Source organism: Streptomyces thermolilacinus SPC6 (genome assembly GCF_000478605.2).
GTDB lineage: Bacteria > Actinomycetota > Actinomycetes > Streptomycetales > Streptomycetaceae > Streptomyces > Streptomyces thermolilacinus.
Genome location: NZ_ASHX02000001.1, coordinates 2,593,431 through 2,610,503 on the forward strand (window position 1 = coordinate 2,593,431; position 17,073 = coordinate 2,610,503).

Consider the following 17,073-nt stretch of genomic DNA (forward strand, 5'->3'; position numbering starts at 1 on the left):
CGGCCCCTGGCGGGGCGGCGGAAGCTGCTGGGAGGCGGCGCGAGGGGAGCGCCCGCCCGCATCCCGCCGGGGCCGACCCGCGCCCGGCGGCCCGCGTCCCGCCGGGCGCGCGTACCCGGCGCCCGTCCACCGCCCCACGAGGAGCACCGCATGAAGCCGAAAGGGCCCGTATCCGCCGTCGCCGTCGCCGCCCTCGTCCCCCTCGCGCTGCTGGCGGGACCGGCGGCGCCCGCGGCCGCCGCCCAGGAGGACGACGCCACCGTCCGCGCGGACCTGGTGACCGCGTACGCCGCCACGCTCAAGTACCACCGGCTCGACCAGGCCCTGGAGGACGGCTATCTGCCGATGCGCGGCTGCATCGCCCGCCCCGGCGAGGGCGCCATGGGTTACCACTACGTCAACACGGCGTACAACAACCTCACCGACCCGGCGAAGCCCGCCGCCCTCATGTACGAGAAGGCCGACGACGGGACGATGCGGCTGGTCGGGGTGGAGTGGTTCGTCGAGGACGCCGACCAGGACCTGACGACCGACGACGACCGGCCGACGATGTTCGGGCAGCCCTTCCTCGGCCCGTCGTCCGGTGCCGATGCGGGCGTGAAGGACCACTACGACCTGCACGTCTGGCTGCACAAGCCCAACCCGAAGGGCATGTTCCACGAGTGGAACCCGGACGTCCGCTGCCCCTCGGAGGACTGACCGGCGGGGCCGCACAGGACCGCCGAACCGCCGGGACCTCCGGCGGCCGGGCACCGCAACGGCCGGGCGGGGCGCACCCTGTGCGCCCCGCCCGGCCGTACGGCTCCCGCCCCGCCGCCCGTACGTCCTTCCGTACGGCCCCGGGGCCCCGCCCCTACCGGACGAACACCCCCGCCTGGCCCGCGAGGTCCAGGAAGTACTGCGGGGCGAGGCCCAGGACCACCGTCACCGCGACGCCCACGCCGATCGCCGTCATCGTCAGCGGCGACGGCACGGCCACGGTCGGGCCCTCCGGGTGCGGCTCGCTGAAGAACATCAGCACGATCACCCGGATGTAGAAGAACGCGGCGATGGCCGAGGCGATCACACCGACCACCACCAGCGCCCCCGCGCCGCCCTCGGCCGCGGCCTTGAACACGGCGAACTTGCCGGAGAAGCCGGAGGTCAGCGGGATACCGGCGAAGGCCAGCAGGAACACCGCGAAAATGGCCGCCACCAGCGGCGAACGCCGCCCGAGCCCCGCCCACTTGGACAGGTGCGTCGCCTCGCCGCCCGCGTCGCGCACCAGCGTGACCACCGCGAACGCGCCGACCGTCACGAAGGAGTACGCCGCCAGGTAGAACAGCGTGGACGAGACGCCGGACGGGGTCGCGGCGATCACACCGGCCAGGATGAAGCCCGCGTGCGCGATGGACGAGTAGGCGAGGAGCCGCTTGATGTCGGTCTGCGTGATCGCGACGATCGCGCCGGCCAGCATCGTGAGGATGGCGACGCCCCACATGACGGGCCGCCAGTCCCACCGCAGCCCCGGCAGGACCACGTACAGCAGCCGCAGCATCGCGCCGAACGCCGCGACCTTCGTGGCCGCCGCCATGAAGCCCGTGACCGGCGTCGGGGCGCCCTGGTAGACGTCGGGCGTCCACATGTGGAACGGGACGGCGCCGACCTTGAACAGCAGGCCCATCAGCAGCATCGCGAAGCCGATGAGCAGCAGCACGTCGTTGCCCATGGTCGCCGCCAGGGCCGGGTCCACCGAGGCGACCGTGCCGTCCACGACCTCGGCGATCCGGGCGTACGAGACGGAGCCCGCGTAGCCGTACAGCAGGGCGATGCCGAACAGCAGGAACGCGGAGGCGAACGCGCCGAGCAGGAAGTACTTGACCGCGGCCTCCTGCGACAGCATCCGCTTGCGGCGGGCGACGGCGCACAGCAGGTACAGCGGCAGCGAGAAGACCTCCAGCGCGATGAACAGCGTCAGCAGGTCGTTGGCGGCCGGGAAGACGAGCATGCCCGTGATGGCGAACAGCACCAGCGGGAACACCTCGGTGGTGGTGAACCCGGCCTTCACAGCGGCCTTCTCGTGGTCGCTGCCCGGCACGGCCGCGGCCTCGGCGGCGAAGGAGTCCACGCGGTGGCCGTGGTGCGCCGGGTCGAGGCGCCGCTCGGCGAAGGTGAACACCGCGACGAGCGACGTCAGCAGGATCGTGCCCTGGAGGAACAGCGCGGGACCGTCGACGGCGATGGCGCCCATCGCGGCGATCTGCGCCTTGGTCGTGCCGTGCCCGGTGAGGGCGAGGCCCACGACCGCGGCGAACGCGCAGGCGAGCGCCACGGTGCTGAGGAACAGCTGCGTGGCGTACCGGGCGCGGCGCGGGACGACGGCCTCGACCAGGATGCCGAGGACCGCCGCGCCGACCACGATGAGGACCGGGGCGAGCTGGGCGTATTCGATCTTCGGCGCGGGGATCGCGCCGAGCGGTTCGGCCGCCGTCGTCCACAGGCTGTGGAAGTCCGTAGTGCTCACTTGGCCGCCTCCACATCGGGCCGGGGGTCCTTCTGCTGTACGTCGGACATGGTGTGCCGCACCGCCGGGTTGACGATGTCGGTGAGCGGCTTCGGGTAGACGCCGAGGAACAGGAGGAGCGCGATCAGCGGGGTGATCACGGCCAGTTCGCGCGGCCGCAGGTCGGGCATGGCCCGGACCTCCTCCCTCACCGGGCCGGTCATCGTCCGCTGGTACAGCACCAGCGTGTACAGCGCGGCCAGCACGATGCCGGTGGTGGCGACGATCCCGGCGACCGGGTACCGGGCGAACGTGCCGACCAGGACCAGGAACTCGCTGACGAACGGGGCGAGACCCGGAAGCGACAGCGTGGCCAGACCGCCGACGAGGAACGTGCCCGCGAGGACCGGGGCGACCTTCTGCACGCCCCCGTAGTCCGCGATGAGGCGCGAGCCGCGCCGGGAGATCAGGAACCCGGCGACCAGCATCAGCGCGGCCGTCGAGATGCCGTGGTTGACCATGTACAGCGTGGCGCCGCTCTGGCCCTGGCTGGTCATCGCGAAGATGCCGAGGATGATGAAGCCGAAGTGGGAGATCGACGCGTACGCGATCAGGCGCTTGATGTCCCGCTGGCCGACGGCGAGCAGCGCCCCGTAGACGATGCTGACCAGGGCCAGGACGATGATCGCGGGCGTGGCCCACCGGGACGCCTCGGGGAACAGGCCGAGGCAGAAGCGGAGCATCGCGAACGTGCCGACCTTGTCGACGACGGCCGTGATGAGCACCGCGACGGGCGCCGTGGCCTCCCCCATCGCGTTGGGCAGCCAGGTGTGCAGCGGCCACAGCGGGGCCTTCACGGCGAACGCGAAGAAGAAGCCGAGGAACAGCAGCCGCTCCGTGTTGGTCGCCATGTCCAGCTCGCCACTGGCGCGGGCGGCGGCGATGTCGGGGAGCGAGAAGTTCCCCGCGACGACGTACAGCCCGATCACGGCGGCGAGCATGATGAGCCCGCCGACGAGGTTGTAGAGCAGGAACTTCACCGCGGCGTACGACCGCTGGGCGGCCGCCTTGTCGTCGCCGCCCGCGTGGGCGCGGTCCCCGAAGCCGCCGATGAGGAAGTACATCGGGATGAGCATGGCCTCGAAGAGGATGTAGAAGAGGAAGACGTCGGTGGCCTCGAAGGAGAGGATCACCATCGCCTCGACCATGAGGATCAGCGCGAAGAAGCCCTGCGTGGGCCGCCAGCGCTTCGACGTGGTCTCCAGGGGGTCGGCGTCGTGCCATCCGGCGAGGATGACGAACGGCACCAGCAGGGCGGTGAGCGCGAGCAGCGCCACGCCGATGCCGTCCACGCCGAGCTCGTACCGCACGCCGAAGTCCTTGATCCAGGCGTGCGACTCGGTGAGCTGGTAGCGCTCGCCGCCCGGGTCGAAACGGACGAGGACGGCCACGGCGAGGGCGAGCGTGCCCAGCGAGAACAACAGGGCCAGCCACTTCGCGGCGGTGCGCCGGGCGGCGGGCACGGCGGCGGTGGCGATGGCGCCGATCGCCGGGAGCGCCGCCGTGGCGGTCAGGAGGGGAAAGGACATCGCGGTCACACCGCCCTCATCAGCAGGGTCGCGGCGATCAGCACCGCAGCACCTCCGAACATCGAGACCGCATAGGAGCGGGCAAAGCCGTTCTGGAGCTTGCGCATCCGGCCGGAGAGGCCACCCATCGCCGCCGCCGTGCCGTTGACGACCCCGTCCACGAGGGAGTGGTCGACGTAGACCAGCGAGCGGGTGAGGTGTTCGCCGCCGCGCACCAGGACGACGTGGTTGAAGTCGTCCTGGAGGAGGTCGCGGCGGGCCGCCCGGGTGAGCAGCGAGCCGCGCGGCGCGACCACGGGCACGGGCCTGCGGCCGTACTGCGCGTAGGCGATGCCGACGCCGGTCAGCAGGACGACGACCGTCGCCGCGGTGACGACCCCGGCGCTGATCGGCGGGTGGCCGTGCTCGAAGTCCGTGACGGGCTTGAGCCAGTTGACGAACGCGCTGTTCAGCGAGAACAGGCCGCCCGCGAAGACCGAGCCGAACGCGAGCAGGATCATCGGGACGGTCATGGACTTCGGGGACTCGTGCGGATGCGGCATCTCGCCGGGCGCCGCCTCGGCGCCGGGCTCGACGCCCGCCGCCTTGTCCGGGTCGGGCGCGGGCTGCCAGCGCTTCTCCCCGAAGAACGTCATGATCATCACGCGGGTCATGTAGTACGCGGTGATCCCGGCACCCAGCAGGGTGACCGCGCCGAGGATCCATCCCTCGGTGCCGCCCTTCGCGAACGCCGCCTCGATGATCCGGTCCTTGGACCAGAAGCCCGACAGGCCGGGGAAGCCGATGATCGCCAGGTAGCCGAGGCCGAACGTCACGAAGGTGACCGGCATGTACTTCCGCAGGCCGCCGTACTTGCGCATGTCCACCTCGTCGTTCATGCCGTGCATGACCGAACCGGCGCCGAGGAACAGCCCGGCCTTGAAGAAGCCGTGCGTCACCAGGTGCATGATCGCGAAGGCGTAGCCGATCGGGCCGAGACCGGCGGCGAGGATCATGTAGCCGATCTGCGACATCGTGGACCCGGCGAGGGCCTTCTTGATGTCGTCCTTCGCGCAACCGACGATCGCACCGAACAGCAGCGTGACCGCGCCGACGACCACGACGGCGAGCTGCGCGTCCGGCGCCGCGTTGAAGATGGCGCCGGAGCGGGTGATCAGGTACACGCCCGCGGTCACCATGGTCGCCGCGTGGATGAGCGCCGACACCGGGGTCGGGCCCTCCATCGCGTCACCGAGCCAGGACTGGAGCGGCACCTGCGCGGACTTGCCGCACGCGGCGAGCAGCAGCATCAGCCCGATCGCCGTCAGCATGCCCTCCGAGGTCTCCCCGGTGGCGCCGAGGACCGGCCCGAAGGCGAACGTCCCGAACGTGGTGAACATCAGCATGATCGCGATGGACAGGCCGATGTCGCCGACGCGGTTGACGAGGAACGCCTTCTTCGCGGCGGTCGCCGCGCTCGGCTTGTGCTGCCAGAACCCGATCAGCAGGTACGAGGCGAGGCCGACGCCCTCCCAGCCGAAGTACAGCAGCAGGTAGTTGTCGGCGAGGACGAGCAGCAGCATCGCCGCGAGGAACAGGTTGAGATAGCCGAAGAAGCGGCGGCGGCGCTCGTCGTGCTCCATGTAGCCGATGGAGTAGACGTGGATGAGCGTGCCCACGCCGGTGATGAGCAGGACGAACGTCATCGACAGCTGGTCCAGCTGGAAGGCGATGTCCGCCTGGAAGCCCTCGACCGGGACCCAGCTGAACAGGTGCTGGTGCAGGGCCCGGTCCTCCGCGCCCTTGCCCAGCATGTCGGCGAAGAGCACAGCGCCGACGACGAAGGAGGCGGCGGCGAGCAGCGTGCCGAGCCAGTGCCCGGCCCCGTCCAGCCGCCGGCCGCCGCACAGCAGGACGGCCGCTCCGAGCAGAGGCGCCGCGACGAGCAGCGCGATCAGATTCTCCACGATTCTTCCGACCCCTTACAGCTTCATCAGGCTGGCGTCGTCAACCGAGGCCGAATGGCGGGCACGGAACAGGGACACGATGATCGCCAGCCCGACCACGACCTCCGCGGCGGCGACGACCATCGTGAAGAAGGCGACGATCTGGCCGTCCAGGTTGCCGTGCATCCGGGAGAACGCGACCAGTGCCAGGTTGCAGGCGTTGAGCATCAGCTCCACGCACATGAACAGGACGATCGCGTTGCGCCTGATGAGCACACCGGCGGCGCCGATGGTGAACAACAGGGCGGCGAGATACAGGTAGTTGACGGGATTCACTTGGCCGCCTCCTCTCCGTCCCGCCCGCGGCCCAGCCGCTCGTCGGCGCGCTGCTCCAGCGCCCGCAGGTCCTCCAGGGCCCGCTCCGACACGTCACGGATCTGGCCGCGCGCCCGCAGCGTGCGGTTCACGGTCAGCTCGGACGGGGTGCCGTCCGGCAGCAGGCCGGGGATGTCCACCGCGTTGTGCCGGGCGTACACGCCGGGCGCCGGCAGCGGCGGGAGCTGCTTGCCCTCCCGTACCCGCTGCTCCGCCAGCTCCCGCTGCGTACGGGCCCGTTCGGTGCGCTCCCGGTGCGTGAGCACCATCGCGCCGACCGCGGCCGTGATGAGCAGCGCGCCCGTGATCTCGAAGGCGAAGACGTACTTGGTGAACAGCAGCGCCGCCAGGCCCTGGACGTTCCCCCCGGCGTTCGCCGTGCCCAGGCCGTTGAACGTGTCCAGCGACGCACGGCCGATGCCGGCGATCAGCAGGGCGCCGAAGCCGAGCCCGCACAGCAGGGCCAGCCAGCGCTGCCCCTTGATGGTCTCCTGCAGCGAGTCGGCGGCGGTGACACCGACGAGCATCACGACGAAGAGGAACAGCATCATGATCGCGCCCGTGTAGACGATGATCTGCACGACGCCCAGGAAGTACGCACCGTTGGCGAGGTAGAAGATGGCCAGGATGACCATCGTCCCGGCCAGGCACAGCGCGCTGTGCACGGCCTTGCGCATCAGTACGGTGCTCAGCGCGCCGATCACCGCGACCGTGCCGAGCAGCCAGAACTGCACGGCCTCGCCGGTCGAGGTGGTGTAGGCGGCGGCCAGCGTGCTCGCGGTCATGCCCCGATCACCTTCCCCGACGCGGGCTCGGTCTCGCCGAAGTCCGACGCGGCCTCCTGCGGGGCCTGCTCCCCCTTGCTGACCGCGGCCTGCCGGACCGTGCCCGGCGCCGCCTCGTGGACCAGGCCCCGGTAGTAGTCCTGTTCGTCCATCCCCGGGTGGATGGCGTGGGGCGTGTCGACCATGCCCTCCGTGAGGCCCGCGAGGAGCTGCTCCTTGGTGTAGATCAGGTTCTCGCGGGAGCTGTCGGCGAGCTCGAACTCGTTCGTCATCGTCAGGGCCCGCGTAGGGCACGCCTCGATGCACAGCCCGCACAGGATGCAGCGGGCGTAGTTGATCTGGTAGACGCGGCCGTACCGCTCGCCGGGCGAGTAGCGCTCCTCGTCGGTGTTGTCCGCGCCCTCCACGTAGATGGCGTCGGCGGGGCAGGCCCAGGCGCACAGCTCGCAGCCGACGCACTTCTCCAGACCGTCCGGATGGCGGTTGAGCTGGTGCCTGCCGTGGAAGCGGGGCGCCGTCGTCTTGCGCTGCTCCGGGTACTGCTCCGTCAGCCGCTTCTTGAACATGGCCTTGAAGGTCACGCCGAAGCCGGCCACCGGGTTCTGGAAGGGGGTCCGTGGGGTGTCCCCCCGGGATGACTCAGTAGACACCGTCCGTCTCCTTTCCGTCACTCGCGGTATCCGTCGGGCCGCTGACGATCAGCTCGCGCTCACCGCGCGGCCGTCGTCGGGGCACCGGCGGCAGGGTCTGTCCGGGCAGCGGCGGCACCGGGAACCCGCCCGCCATCGGGTCGAACTCGCCGGTCCCGGCGCCCTCGCGGGGCTCGTCCCCGGCCTCCTTCGCCTTCCGGTCGCGGAACATGTCGGCGACGAAGGACAGCAGCAGCACCACGAGGACCGCGCCGGCGACGTACAGGACGATCGACTGGAACTCCACGTTCTCGTTGCGCAGCGCGCGCACGGTGGCGACGAGCATCAGCCACACGACCGAGACCGGGATGAGGACCTTCCAGCCGAGCTTCATCAGCTGGTCGTAGCGGACGCGGGGCAGCGTGCCGCGCAGCCAGACGAAGAGGAACAGCAGAGCGACGACCTTGCCGACGAACCAGAGCATCGGCCACCAGCCGTGGTTCGCGCCCTCCCAGAACGCCGAGACGGGGTACGGGGCGCGCCAGCCGCCGAGGAACAGCGTGACCGAGACGACCGAGACGGTGACCATGTTGACGTACTCGGCGAGCATGAACATCGCGAACTTGATGGAGCTGTACTCGGTGTTGAAGCCGCCCACCAGGTCGCCCTCGGACTCCGGCATGTCGAACGGGGCCCGGTTCACCTCGCCGACCATCGTCACCATGTAGATCAGGAACGACACGGGCAGCAGCACCACGAACCAGCGGTCCGCCTGCGCGTCCACGATCGCCGAGGTCGACATGGACCCGGAGTAGAGGAAGACGGACGCGAAGGCCGCGCCCATCGCGATCTCGTACGAGATCATCTGCGCGCAGGCGCGCAGGCCGCCCAGCAGCGGGTACGTGGAGCCGGACGACCAGCCGGCGAGGACGATGCCGTAGATGCCGACCGAGGCGACCGCGAGGATGTACAGCATCGCGATCGGCAGGTCGGTCAGCTGCATCGTGGTCCGCTGGCCGAGGATCGAGATCTCGTTGCCCGCCGGGCCGAAGGGGATCACGGCGATGGCCATGAACGCGGGGATGGCGGCGACGATCGGGGCGAGGACGTAGACGACCTTGTCCGCCCGTTTGACGACGACGTCCTCCTTCAGCATCAGCTTGACGCCGTCCGCGAGGGACTGGAGGAGGCCCCAGGGGCCGTGCCGGTTGGGGCCGATGCGCAGCTGCATCCACGCGACGACCTTGCGCTCCATGACGATGGAGACCAGCACGGTGACCATGAGGAAGGCGAAGCAGAAGACCGCCTTGATCAGCACGAGCCACCAGGGGTCGCGGCCGAACAGGGAGAGGTCCTCGGCCGCGAGGAGGGCCGTGTTCATGCGCGCACCTCCGACGAGTCCGTCGAGTCCGTCGAGTTCAGCGGATGGGCGGTGGCGGCCGGGGCGATGCGGACCAGACGGCCGGGGACCGTGCCCAGGTCGGACAGGAGCCCGTCGCCGGTGGAGCGCAGCGGCAGCCACACGACCCGGTCCGGCATCGGCGTGACCCGCAGCGGCAGCGTCACGGACCCGGCCGGTCCGGTCACCCGCAGCGGGTCGCCGTCCTTGACGCCGGTCTCCGCGGCCGTGGCGGGCGACAGCCGGGCCAGCGCGGCGTGCCGGGTCCCGGCGAGCGCCTCGTCGCCCTCCTGGAGGCGGCCCAGGTCGAGCAGCATCCGGTGACCGGCAAGGACGGCCTCGCCCTCGCCCGCGCGGGGCAGCGGCAGCCGCGCCTCGGCCGGGTCGTCGGCCCGCTCGCCGTCCCACGCGCCGAGCCGGTCCATCTCGCGCCGTACGGCCCGCACGTCGGGCAGCCCGAAGCGCACGTCCATCGCGTCGGCGAGCATGTGCAGCACCCGCGCGTCGGACGGCGGCAGCGCGCTCGTCATGTGCTGCGGCTTCAGCGCCGCCTCGAACATCCGGACCCGCCCCTCCCAGTTGAGGAACGTGCCGGCCTTCTCGGCGACCGCGGCGACCGGCAGGACCACGTCGGCCCGCTCGGTGACCTCGCCGGGCCGCAGCTCCAGCGACACGACGAACGCCGTGTCCAGCGCCTCACGCGCGCGTGCCGGGTCCGGCAGGTCCGCCACGTCCACGCCGCCGACCAGCAGCGCCGCCAGTTCGCCGGTCGCGGCGGCCTCCACGATCCGGCCGGTGTCGCGCCCGTAGCGGTGCGGCAGCTCCCGTACGCCCCACGCGGCGGCGACCTCGTCGCGGGCGCGCGGGTCGGTGGCGGGGCGCCCGCCGGGCAGCAGCGACGGCAGGGCGCCCGCCCAGACGGCGCCCGGCTCACCGGCCCGGCGCGGCACCCACACGAGGCGGGCGCCGGTCGCGGTGGCGGCCCGTACGGCGGCGGTCAGCGCGCCCGGCACGGCGGCGAGGCGCTCGCCGACGACGATGACGGCGCCCTCCGCGCGCAGGGCCTCCGCGGCCGCCGCGCCCGGCTCTTCGAGGCCGGCGCCCACGGCGAGGGCGTCCAGCCACTCGGGCTCGGTGCCGGGCGCGGCGGGCAGCAGCGTGCCGCCCGCCTTCTCCACGCCGCGCGTGGCGTACGGGGCGATGGCGTACGTGCGCTGCCCGTGCTTGCGCCAGGCCTTGCGCAGCCGCAGGAAGACGCCGGGCGCCTCCTCCTCCGCCTCGAACCCGGCGAGCAGCACGGCGGGCGCCTTCTCCAGCGCCGTGTACGTGACGCCCGTGCCGTCCAGGTCCCGGCCCCGTCCGGCGACGCGGGCGGCCAGCAAGTCGGCCTCCTCGGCGCTGTGCACGCGCGCGCGGAAGTCGATGTCGTTCGTGCCGAGCGCCACGCGCGCGAACTTGGCGTACGCGTAGGCGTCCTCCACGGTGAGCCGCCCGCCGGTCAGGACGCCGGTACGGCCCCGGGCCAGGCCGCGCGCCGCCGCCTCCAGCGCCTCGGGCCACGACGCGGGGTGCAGCGCCCCGTCCTCGCCGCGCACCAGCGGCGTGGCGAGCCGGTCCCGCTGCTGCGCGTACCGGAACGCGAAGCGTCCCTTGTCGCACAGCCACTCCTCGTTGACCTCCGGGTCGTTGGCGGCGAGGCGCCGCATGACCTTGCCGCGCCGGTGGTCGGTGCGGGTGGCGCAGCCCCCGGCGCAGTGCTCGCACACGGAGGGGCTGGAGACCAGGTCGAAGGGGCGGGAGCGGAACCGGTACGCGGCGGAGGTGAGCGCGCCGACCGGGCAGATCTGGATCGTGTTGCCGGAGAAGTACGACTCGAACGGGTCGCCCTCGCCGGTGCCGACCTGCTGGAGGGCGCCCCGCTCGACCAGCTCGATCATCGGGTCGCCGGCGATCTGCGTGGAGAAGCGGGTGCAGCGGGCGCACAGCACGCACCGCTCCCGGTCGAGGAGGACCTGCGTGGAGATGGGGACGGGCTTCTCGTAGGTGCGCTTGCGGCCCTCGAAGCGGGAGTCGGCCTGCCCGTGCGAGACGGCCTGGTTCTGCAGGGGGCACTCGCCGCCCTTGTCGCAGACGGGGCAGTCCAGGGGGTGGTTGATGAGCAGCAGCTCCATCACGCCGACCTGGGCCTTCTCGGCGACCTGGGAGGTGAGCTGAGTCCTGACCACCATCCCGTCCGTACAGGTGATCGTGCAGGAGGCCATGGGCTTGCGCTGGCCCTCGACCTCGACGATGCACTGGCGGCAGGCGCCGGCCGGGTCGAGGAGGGGGTGGTCGCAGAACCGGGGGATCTCGATGCCGAGCTGCTCGGCGGCCCGGATGACCAGCGTCCCCTTGGGGACGGACACCTCGATGCCGTCGATGGTCAGCGTGACCAGGTCCTCCGGCGGCACCGGGGCGGCCCCGCCGCCGGCGGGGTTCGATGCCATGACGGTCATGCCGTCACCTCCACGTGGTTGTCCGCCCAGGCGGTCGACTTGGCCGGGTCGAAGGGGCAGCCCCTGCCGGTGATGTGCTCCTCGTACTCCTCGCGGAAGTACTTCAGGGAGGAGAAGATCGGCGAGGCGGCGCCGTCGCCGAGGGCGCAGAACGACTTGCCGTTGATGTTGTCGGCGATGTCGGCGAGCTTGTCGAGGTCGGACGGCTTGCCCTTGCCCGCCTCGATGTCGCGCAGCAGCTGCACCAGCCAGTACGTGCCCTCGCGGCAGGGGGTGCACTTGCCGCAGGACTCGTGGGCGTAGAACTCGGTCCAGCGGGTCACGGCGCGCACGACGCAGGTGGTCTCGTCGAAGCACTGGAGCGCCTTGGTGCCGAGCATGGACCCGGCGGCGCCGACGCCCTCGTAGTCGAGAGGCACGTCGAGGTGCTCGTCGGTGAACATCGGCGTGGACGAGCCGCCCGGGGTCCAGAACTTGAGGCGGTGGCCGGGCCGCATGCCGCCGCTCATGTCGAGCAGCTGGCGCAGGGTGATGCCGAGCGGCGCCTCGTACTGGCCGGGCGCGGCGACATGGCCGCTGAGCGAGTACAGCGTGAAGCCGGGGGACTTCTCGCTGCCCATGGACCGGAACCACTCCTTGCCCCGGTGGAGGATCGCGGGAACCGACGCGATGGACTCGACGTTGTTCACGACGGTGGGGCACGCGTACAGACCGGCGACCGCGGGGAAGGGGGGTCGCAGCCGGGGCTGGCCGCGGCGGCCCTCCAGAGAGTCGAGCAGGGCGGTCTCCTCACCGCAGATGTACGCCCCGGCTCCGGCGTGCACGGTGAGTTCGACGTCCAGTCCGCTGCCGAGGACGTTCCGGCCGAGGTACCCGGCGGCGTACGCCTCGCGGACCGCCTCGTGAAGGCGGCGCAGCACGGGGACGACCTCGCCGCGCAGGTAGATGAAGGCGTGCGAGGACCTGATCGCGTAGCAGGCGATCACGATGCCCTCGATGAGGGAGTGCGGGTTGGCGAAGAGGAGGGGGATGTCCTTGCAGGTGCCTGGCTCGGACTCGTCGGCGTTGACGACGAGGTAGTGGGGCTTGCCGTCGCCCTGCGGGATGAACTGCCACTTCATCCCGGTGGGGAAGCCCGCGCCGCCGCGGCCGCGGAGCCCTGAGTCCTTGACGTACGCGATGACGTCGTCGGGTGACATGGCGAGGGCCTTGCGCAGTCCCTCGTACCCGTCGTGGCGCCGGTAGGTGTCCAGGCTCCAGGGACGGGGCTCGTCCCAGAAGGCGGACAGGACCGGTGAGAGCAGCTTCTCGGGGCTGGTCTCCCCGATTTCGGGTGCCAAGGTCATCACTCCCCCTCCTCGCTGACCGGGCCCGCCGGGTGCTTCGGGTCGGACGCGGAGGTCTGTTGCGGTGCGTCGTGCGAGCTGAGGTGCCGGGCGCCCGGCGTGGGCCCGTCGTGGGGCGCCGTGCCGCGCCGGCCGGACTCGGCCGTCTCGCCGCGCGGGTGGACGACGCGCGGCGGGAGGGCCTCGCCCTTGGCGAGCTTCAGGCCGATGAGGGAGGCCGGTCCGGCGCCGCCGCCCGCCTCCACCGCGCCGGGGCGCTCGTCGGGGAACCCGGCGAGGATGCGGGCGGTCTCCTTGAAGGTGCACAGGGGCGCGCCGCGGGTCGGGGTGACGGGAAGCCCGGCGCGCAGGTCGTCCACGAGCCGCTTGGCGCTCTCCGGCGTCTGGTTGTCGAAGAACTCCCAGTTGACCATCACGACGGGCGCGAAGTCGCAGGCGGCGTTGCACTCGATGTGTTCGAGGGTGACCTTGCCGTCCTCGGTGGTCTCCTGGTTGCCGACGCCGAGGTACTCCTTGAGCTCCTCGAAGATGGCGTCGCCGCCCATGACGGCGCAGAGCGTGTTGGTGCAGACGCCGACCTGGTAGTCGCCGCTCGGCTTGCGCCGGTACATCGTGTAGAAGGTGGCGACGGCGGTGACCTCGGCGGTGGTCAGGCCGAGCACGTCGGCGCAGAAGCGCATCCCGGTGCGGGTGACGTGTCCCTCCTCGGCCTGGACGAGGTGCAGCAGCGGCAGCAGCGCGGAGCGGGAGTCCGGGTAGCGGGCGATCACCTCCCGGGCGTCCGCCTCGAGCCGGGCGCGTACGTCGGCGGGGTAGTCGGGCGCGGGGAGTCCGGGCATCCCCAGCTGGACGTCGGTCACCGGTCTACGCCTCCCATCACGGGGTCGATCGACGCGACGGCGACGATGACGTCGGCGACCTGGCCGCCTTCGCACATCGCCGCCATGGCCTGGAGGTTGGTGAAGGACGGGTCGCGGAAGTGGACCCGGTACGGGCGGGTGCCGCCGTCGGAGACGACGTGCGCGGCCAGCTCGCCCTTGGGGGACTCGACGGCGGCGTACGCCTGTCCCGCGGGGACCCGGAAGCCCTCGGTGACCAGCTTGAAGTGGTGGATCAGGGCCTCCATGGAGGTGCCCATGATCTTCTTGATGTGGTCGAGGGAGTTGCCGAGGCCGTCGGGGCCGAGGGCCAGCTGGGCGGGCCAGGCGATCTTCTTGTCGGCGACCATGACGGGCCCGGGCGCGAGCCGGTCGAGGCACTGCTCGATGATCCGCAGCGACTGGCGCATCTCCTCCAGGCGGATCAGGAACCGGCCGTAGGCGTCGCACGTGTCGGCGGTCGGGACGTCGAAGTCGTACGTCTCGTAGCCGCAGTACGGCTCCGCGCGGCGCAGGTCGTGCGGGAGGCCGGCGGAGCGCAGGATGGGCCCGGTGGCGCCGAGGGCCATGCAGCCGGCGAGGTCCAGGTAGCCGATGTCCTGCATGCGGGCCTTGAAGATGGGGTTGCCGGTGGCGAGCTTGTCGTACTCCGGCAGGTTCTTGCGCATCTTCCGGACGAACTCGCGGATCTGCTCGACGGCGCCGGGGGGCAGGTCCTGGGCGAGGCCGCCGGGGCGGATGAACGCGTGGTTCATCCGCAGGCCGGTGATCAGTTCGTAGAGGTCCAGGATCATCTCGCGGTCCCGGAACCCGTAGATCATGATCGTGGTGGCGCCGAGCTCCATGCCGCCGGTGGCGATGCACACGAGGTGCGAGGAGAGCCGGTTGAGCTCCATGAGCAGGACGCGGACGACGGTGGCCCGGTCGGGGATCTGGTCCTCGATGCCGAGGAGCTTCTCCACGCCGAGGCAGTACGCCGTCTCGTTGAAGAACGACGTCAGGTAGTCCATGCGCGTCACGAACGTGGTGCCCTGGGTCCACGTCCGGTACTCGAGGTTCTTCTCGATGCCGGTGTGGAGGTAGCCGATGCCGCAGCGGGCCTCGGTGACGGTCTCGCCGTCGATCTCCAGGATGAGCCGCAGCACGCCGTGGGTGGACGGGTGCTGGGGGCCCATGTTGACGACGATCCGCTCGTCGTCGGCCTTCGCCGCGGACTGGACGACCTCGTCCCAGTCGCCGCCGGTGACGGTGTAGACGGTGCCCTCGGTCGTCTCGCGGGGCTCGGCCCGGGGGGCGTACGCATCGGAGAGGTGCGTCCCGGAGGGACCCGCTGAGGAGTGGGGGCCGGGAGACGGGTGGGCGTTGGGGGTGGTCACGAGTACGACCTCCGCTGGTCCGGAGCCGGGATCTGGGCGCCCTTGTACTCGACGGGGATGCCGCCGAGGGGGTAGTCCTTGCGCTGCGGGAAGCCCTGCCAGTCGTCCGGCATCATGATCCGGGTGAGGGCGGGGTGCCCGTCGAAGACCAGCCCGAAGAAGTCGTACGTCTCGCGCTCGTGCCAGTCATTGGTCGGGTAGACGGCGACGAGAGACGGGACGTGCGGGTCGCTGTCGGGGGCGCTGACCTCCAGGCGCAGGCGCCGCCCGTGGGTGAGCGAGCGCAGGTGGTAGACCGCGTGCAGCTCGCGGCCCTTGTCGCCGGGGTAGTGGACGCCGCTGACGCCCGTGCACAGCTCGAAGCGCAGGGCGGGGTCGTCGCGCAGGGTGCGGGCGACGCGCACGAGGTGCTCGCGCGCGATGTGGAAGGTGAGCTCGCCCCGGTCCACCACCGTCTTCTCGATGGCGTTCTCGGGGACGAGGCCCTGTTCCTCCAGGGCGCCCTCCAGCTCGTCGGCGACCTCGTCGAAGTACCCGCCGTAGGGCCGGGTGGCCGGTCCGGGGAGGCGGATGGAGCGGACGAGGCCGCCGTAGCCGGAGGTGTCGCCGCCACTGGTGGCGCCGAACATGCCGCGCTGGACGCGGATCTCCTCCCCGAGGTCACCGCGCTGGCCGGGGAGGTTCTGCGCGCTGAGGTCCTTCTCGGGGTTCGGCTGACTGGACTGGTCGGTCACCGGAGCAGCCCCTTCATCTCGATCGTCGGGAGGGCCTTGAGCGCCGCCTCCTCCGCCTCGCGGGCCGCTTCGCGCGCGTTGACGCCGAGCTTGGACGTCTGGATCTTCTGGTGGAGCTTGAGGATCGCGTCCAGCAGCATCTCGGGGCGGGGCGGGCAGCCGGGCAGGTAGATGTCCACCGGCACGACGTGATCGACGCCCTGCACGATCGCGTAGTTGTTGAACATGCCTCCGGAGGAGGCGCAGACGCCCATGGAGATCACCCACTTCGGGTCGGGCATCTGGTCGTAGACCTGGCGCAGGACCGGGGCCATCTTCTGGCTGACCCGGCCGGCCACGATCATCAGGTCGGCCTGGCGCGGCGAGCCGCGGAAGACCTCCATCCCGAACCGCGCCAGGTCGTACCGCCCGGCGCCGGTGGTCATCATCTCGATGGCGCAGCAGGCGAGGCCGAAGGTCGCGGGGAAGACGGACGACTTGCGCACCCATCCCGCGGCCTGTTCGACCGTCGTCAGCAGAAATCCGCTCGGCAGCTTCTCTTCGAGTCCCATGAGTGTGCCCTTCAGCCCCTCAGTCCCATTCCAGGCCGCCGCGCCGCCATACGTACGCGTAGGCGACGAAGACCGTGAGCACGAAGAGGAGCATCTCCACGAGCCCGAACAGCCCCAGGGCGTCGAAGGTGACGGCCCAGGGGTAGAGGAAGACGATCTCGATGTCGAAGACGATGAAGAGCATCGCCGTCAGGTAGTACTTGATCGGGAAGCGGCCACCTCCGGCCGGCGTCGGGGTCGGCTCGATGCCGCACTCGTACGCCTCGAGCTTCGCCCGGTTGTACTTCCTCGGGCCGATGAGCGTGGCCATGACCACGGAGAAGATCGCAAACGCTGCCCCGAGGGCGCCGAGCACGAGGATGGGCGTGTACGCATTCACGCTCCTCGCTCCTTCCAGTCGTCCTTGACCGTTGGACCGCAGCGGGCTTCCGTCGTACCGCCTCGAAGGAATCACCGGGTGATCCGTGACCCCCGGAAGATCGCTTACATGTGAGGCAGTTCACAAGCCC

At 71.2% G+C, this 17,073-nt stretch carries 15 protein-coding genes; 1 reads left to right on the plus strand and 14 read right to left on the minus strand.

Annotated features, from left to right (window positions below; all coding sequences use genetic code 11):
* Positions 1-150: 150 nt before the first annotated feature.
* Positions 151-699, plus strand: a complete 549-nt coding sequence (locus J116_RS10945; protein ID WP_037946621.1) for a hypothetical protein — start codon at positions 151-153, stop codon at positions 697-699.
* A gap of 154 nt (positions 700-853) precedes the next feature.
* Here J116_RS10945 and nuoN read toward each other — a convergent pair whose 3' ends face one another.
* Genes nuoN through J116_RS11015 form a run of 14 tightly spaced genes read right to left on the minus strand, consistent with a single transcriptional unit; the run spans position 854 to position 16,943 of the window.
* Complete coding sequence (gene nuoN / locus J116_RS10950) at positions 854-2,503, minus strand: NADH-quinone oxidoreductase subunit NuoN (protein WP_023587115.1); 1,650 nt, start codon at positions 2,501-2,503, stop codon at positions 854-856.
* Positions 2,500-4,071, minus strand: coding sequence for an NADH-quinone oxidoreductase subunit M (locus tag J116_RS10955; RefSeq protein ID WP_028963924.1), 1,572 nt, complete (start codon positions 4,069-4,071; stop codon positions 2,500-2,502). The genes nuoN and J116_RS10955 overlap by 4 nt, the downstream gene beginning before the upstream one ends.
* 5 nt (positions 4,072-4,076) lie before the next feature.
* Complete coding sequence (gene nuoL, locus J116_RS10960) at positions 4,077-6,017, minus strand: NADH-quinone oxidoreductase subunit L (protein ID WP_023587117.1); 1,941 nt, start codon at positions 6,015-6,017, stop codon at positions 4,077-4,079.
* 15 nt (positions 6,018-6,032) lie between these two features.
* Positions 6,033-6,332 carry an NADH-quinone oxidoreductase subunit NuoK gene (gene nuoK, locus J116_RS10965; protein ID WP_023587118.1) on the minus strand — a complete coding sequence of 100 codons (300 nt, stop codon included), beginning with the start codon at positions 6,330-6,332 and terminating at the stop codon, positions 6,033-6,035.
* Positions 6,329-7,156 carry an NADH-quinone oxidoreductase subunit J gene (locus J116_RS10970; RefSeq protein WP_023587119.1) on the minus strand — a complete coding sequence of 276 codons (828 nt, stop codon included), beginning with the start codon at positions 7,154-7,156 and terminating at the stop codon, positions 6,329-6,331. The genes nuoK and J116_RS10970 overlap by 4 nt, the downstream gene beginning before the upstream one ends.
* Positions 7,153-7,806, minus strand: a complete 654-nt coding sequence (gene nuoI / locus J116_RS10975) for an NADH-quinone oxidoreductase subunit NuoI (protein ID WP_023587120.1) — start codon at positions 7,804-7,806, stop codon at positions 7,153-7,155. The genes J116_RS10970 and nuoI overlap by 4 nt, the downstream gene beginning before the upstream one ends.
* The gene (gene nuoH / locus J116_RS10980; RefSeq protein WP_023587121.1) at positions 7,796-9,166 is read right to left on the minus strand and encodes an NADH-quinone oxidoreductase subunit NuoH; all 1,371 of its coding nucleotides are present in this window, start codon (positions 9,164-9,166) and stop codon (positions 7,796-7,798) included. Before nuoH ends, nuoI begins: the two co-directional genes overlap by 11 nt.
* Positions 9,163-11,679: an NADH-quinone oxidoreductase subunit G gene (locus J116_RS10985; protein WP_023587122.1), complete on the minus strand. Its 2,517-nt coding sequence runs from the start codon at positions 11,677-11,679 to the stop codon at positions 9,163-9,165. The genes nuoH and J116_RS10985 overlap by 4 nt, the downstream gene beginning before the upstream one ends.
* Positions 11,676-13,025, minus strand: coding sequence for an NADH-quinone oxidoreductase subunit NuoF (gene nuoF / locus J116_RS10990; protein WP_023587123.1), 1,350 nt, complete (start codon positions 13,023-13,025; stop codon positions 11,676-11,678). The genes J116_RS10985 and nuoF overlap by 4 nt, the downstream gene beginning before the upstream one ends.
* Positions 13,025-13,864 (minus strand): NADH-quinone oxidoreductase subunit NuoE, encoded by an 840-nt coding sequence (gene nuoE, locus J116_RS10995; protein ID WP_051203704.1) that lies wholly within the window; start codon positions 13,862-13,864, stop codon positions 13,025-13,027. The genes nuoF and nuoE overlap by 1 nt, the downstream gene beginning before the upstream one ends.
* 17 nt (positions 13,865-13,881) lie before the next feature.
* Positions 13,882-15,279, minus strand: coding sequence for an NADH-quinone oxidoreductase subunit D (locus J116_RS11000; protein WP_023587125.1), 1,398 nt, complete (start codon positions 15,277-15,279; stop codon positions 13,882-13,884).
* Positions 15,276-16,013, minus strand: coding sequence for an NADH-quinone oxidoreductase subunit C (locus J116_RS11005; protein WP_023587126.1), 738 nt, complete (start codon positions 16,011-16,013; stop codon positions 15,276-15,278). Before J116_RS11005 ends, J116_RS11000 begins: the two co-directional genes overlap by 4 nt.
* Positions 16,010-16,564 (minus strand): NuoB/complex I 20 kDa subunit family protein, encoded by a 555-nt coding sequence (locus tag J116_RS11010; RefSeq protein WP_023587127.1) that lies wholly within the window; start codon positions 16,562-16,564, stop codon positions 16,010-16,012. Before J116_RS11010 ends, J116_RS11005 begins: the two co-directional genes overlap by 4 nt.
* A 19-nt stretch (positions 16,565-16,583) precedes the next feature.
* Entirely contained in the window at positions 16,584-16,943 is a 360-nt protein-coding gene (locus tag J116_RS11015; RefSeq protein ID WP_010470881.1) for an NADH-quinone oxidoreductase subunit A, read from the minus strand.
* Positions 16,944-17,073: the final 130 nt, after the last annotated feature.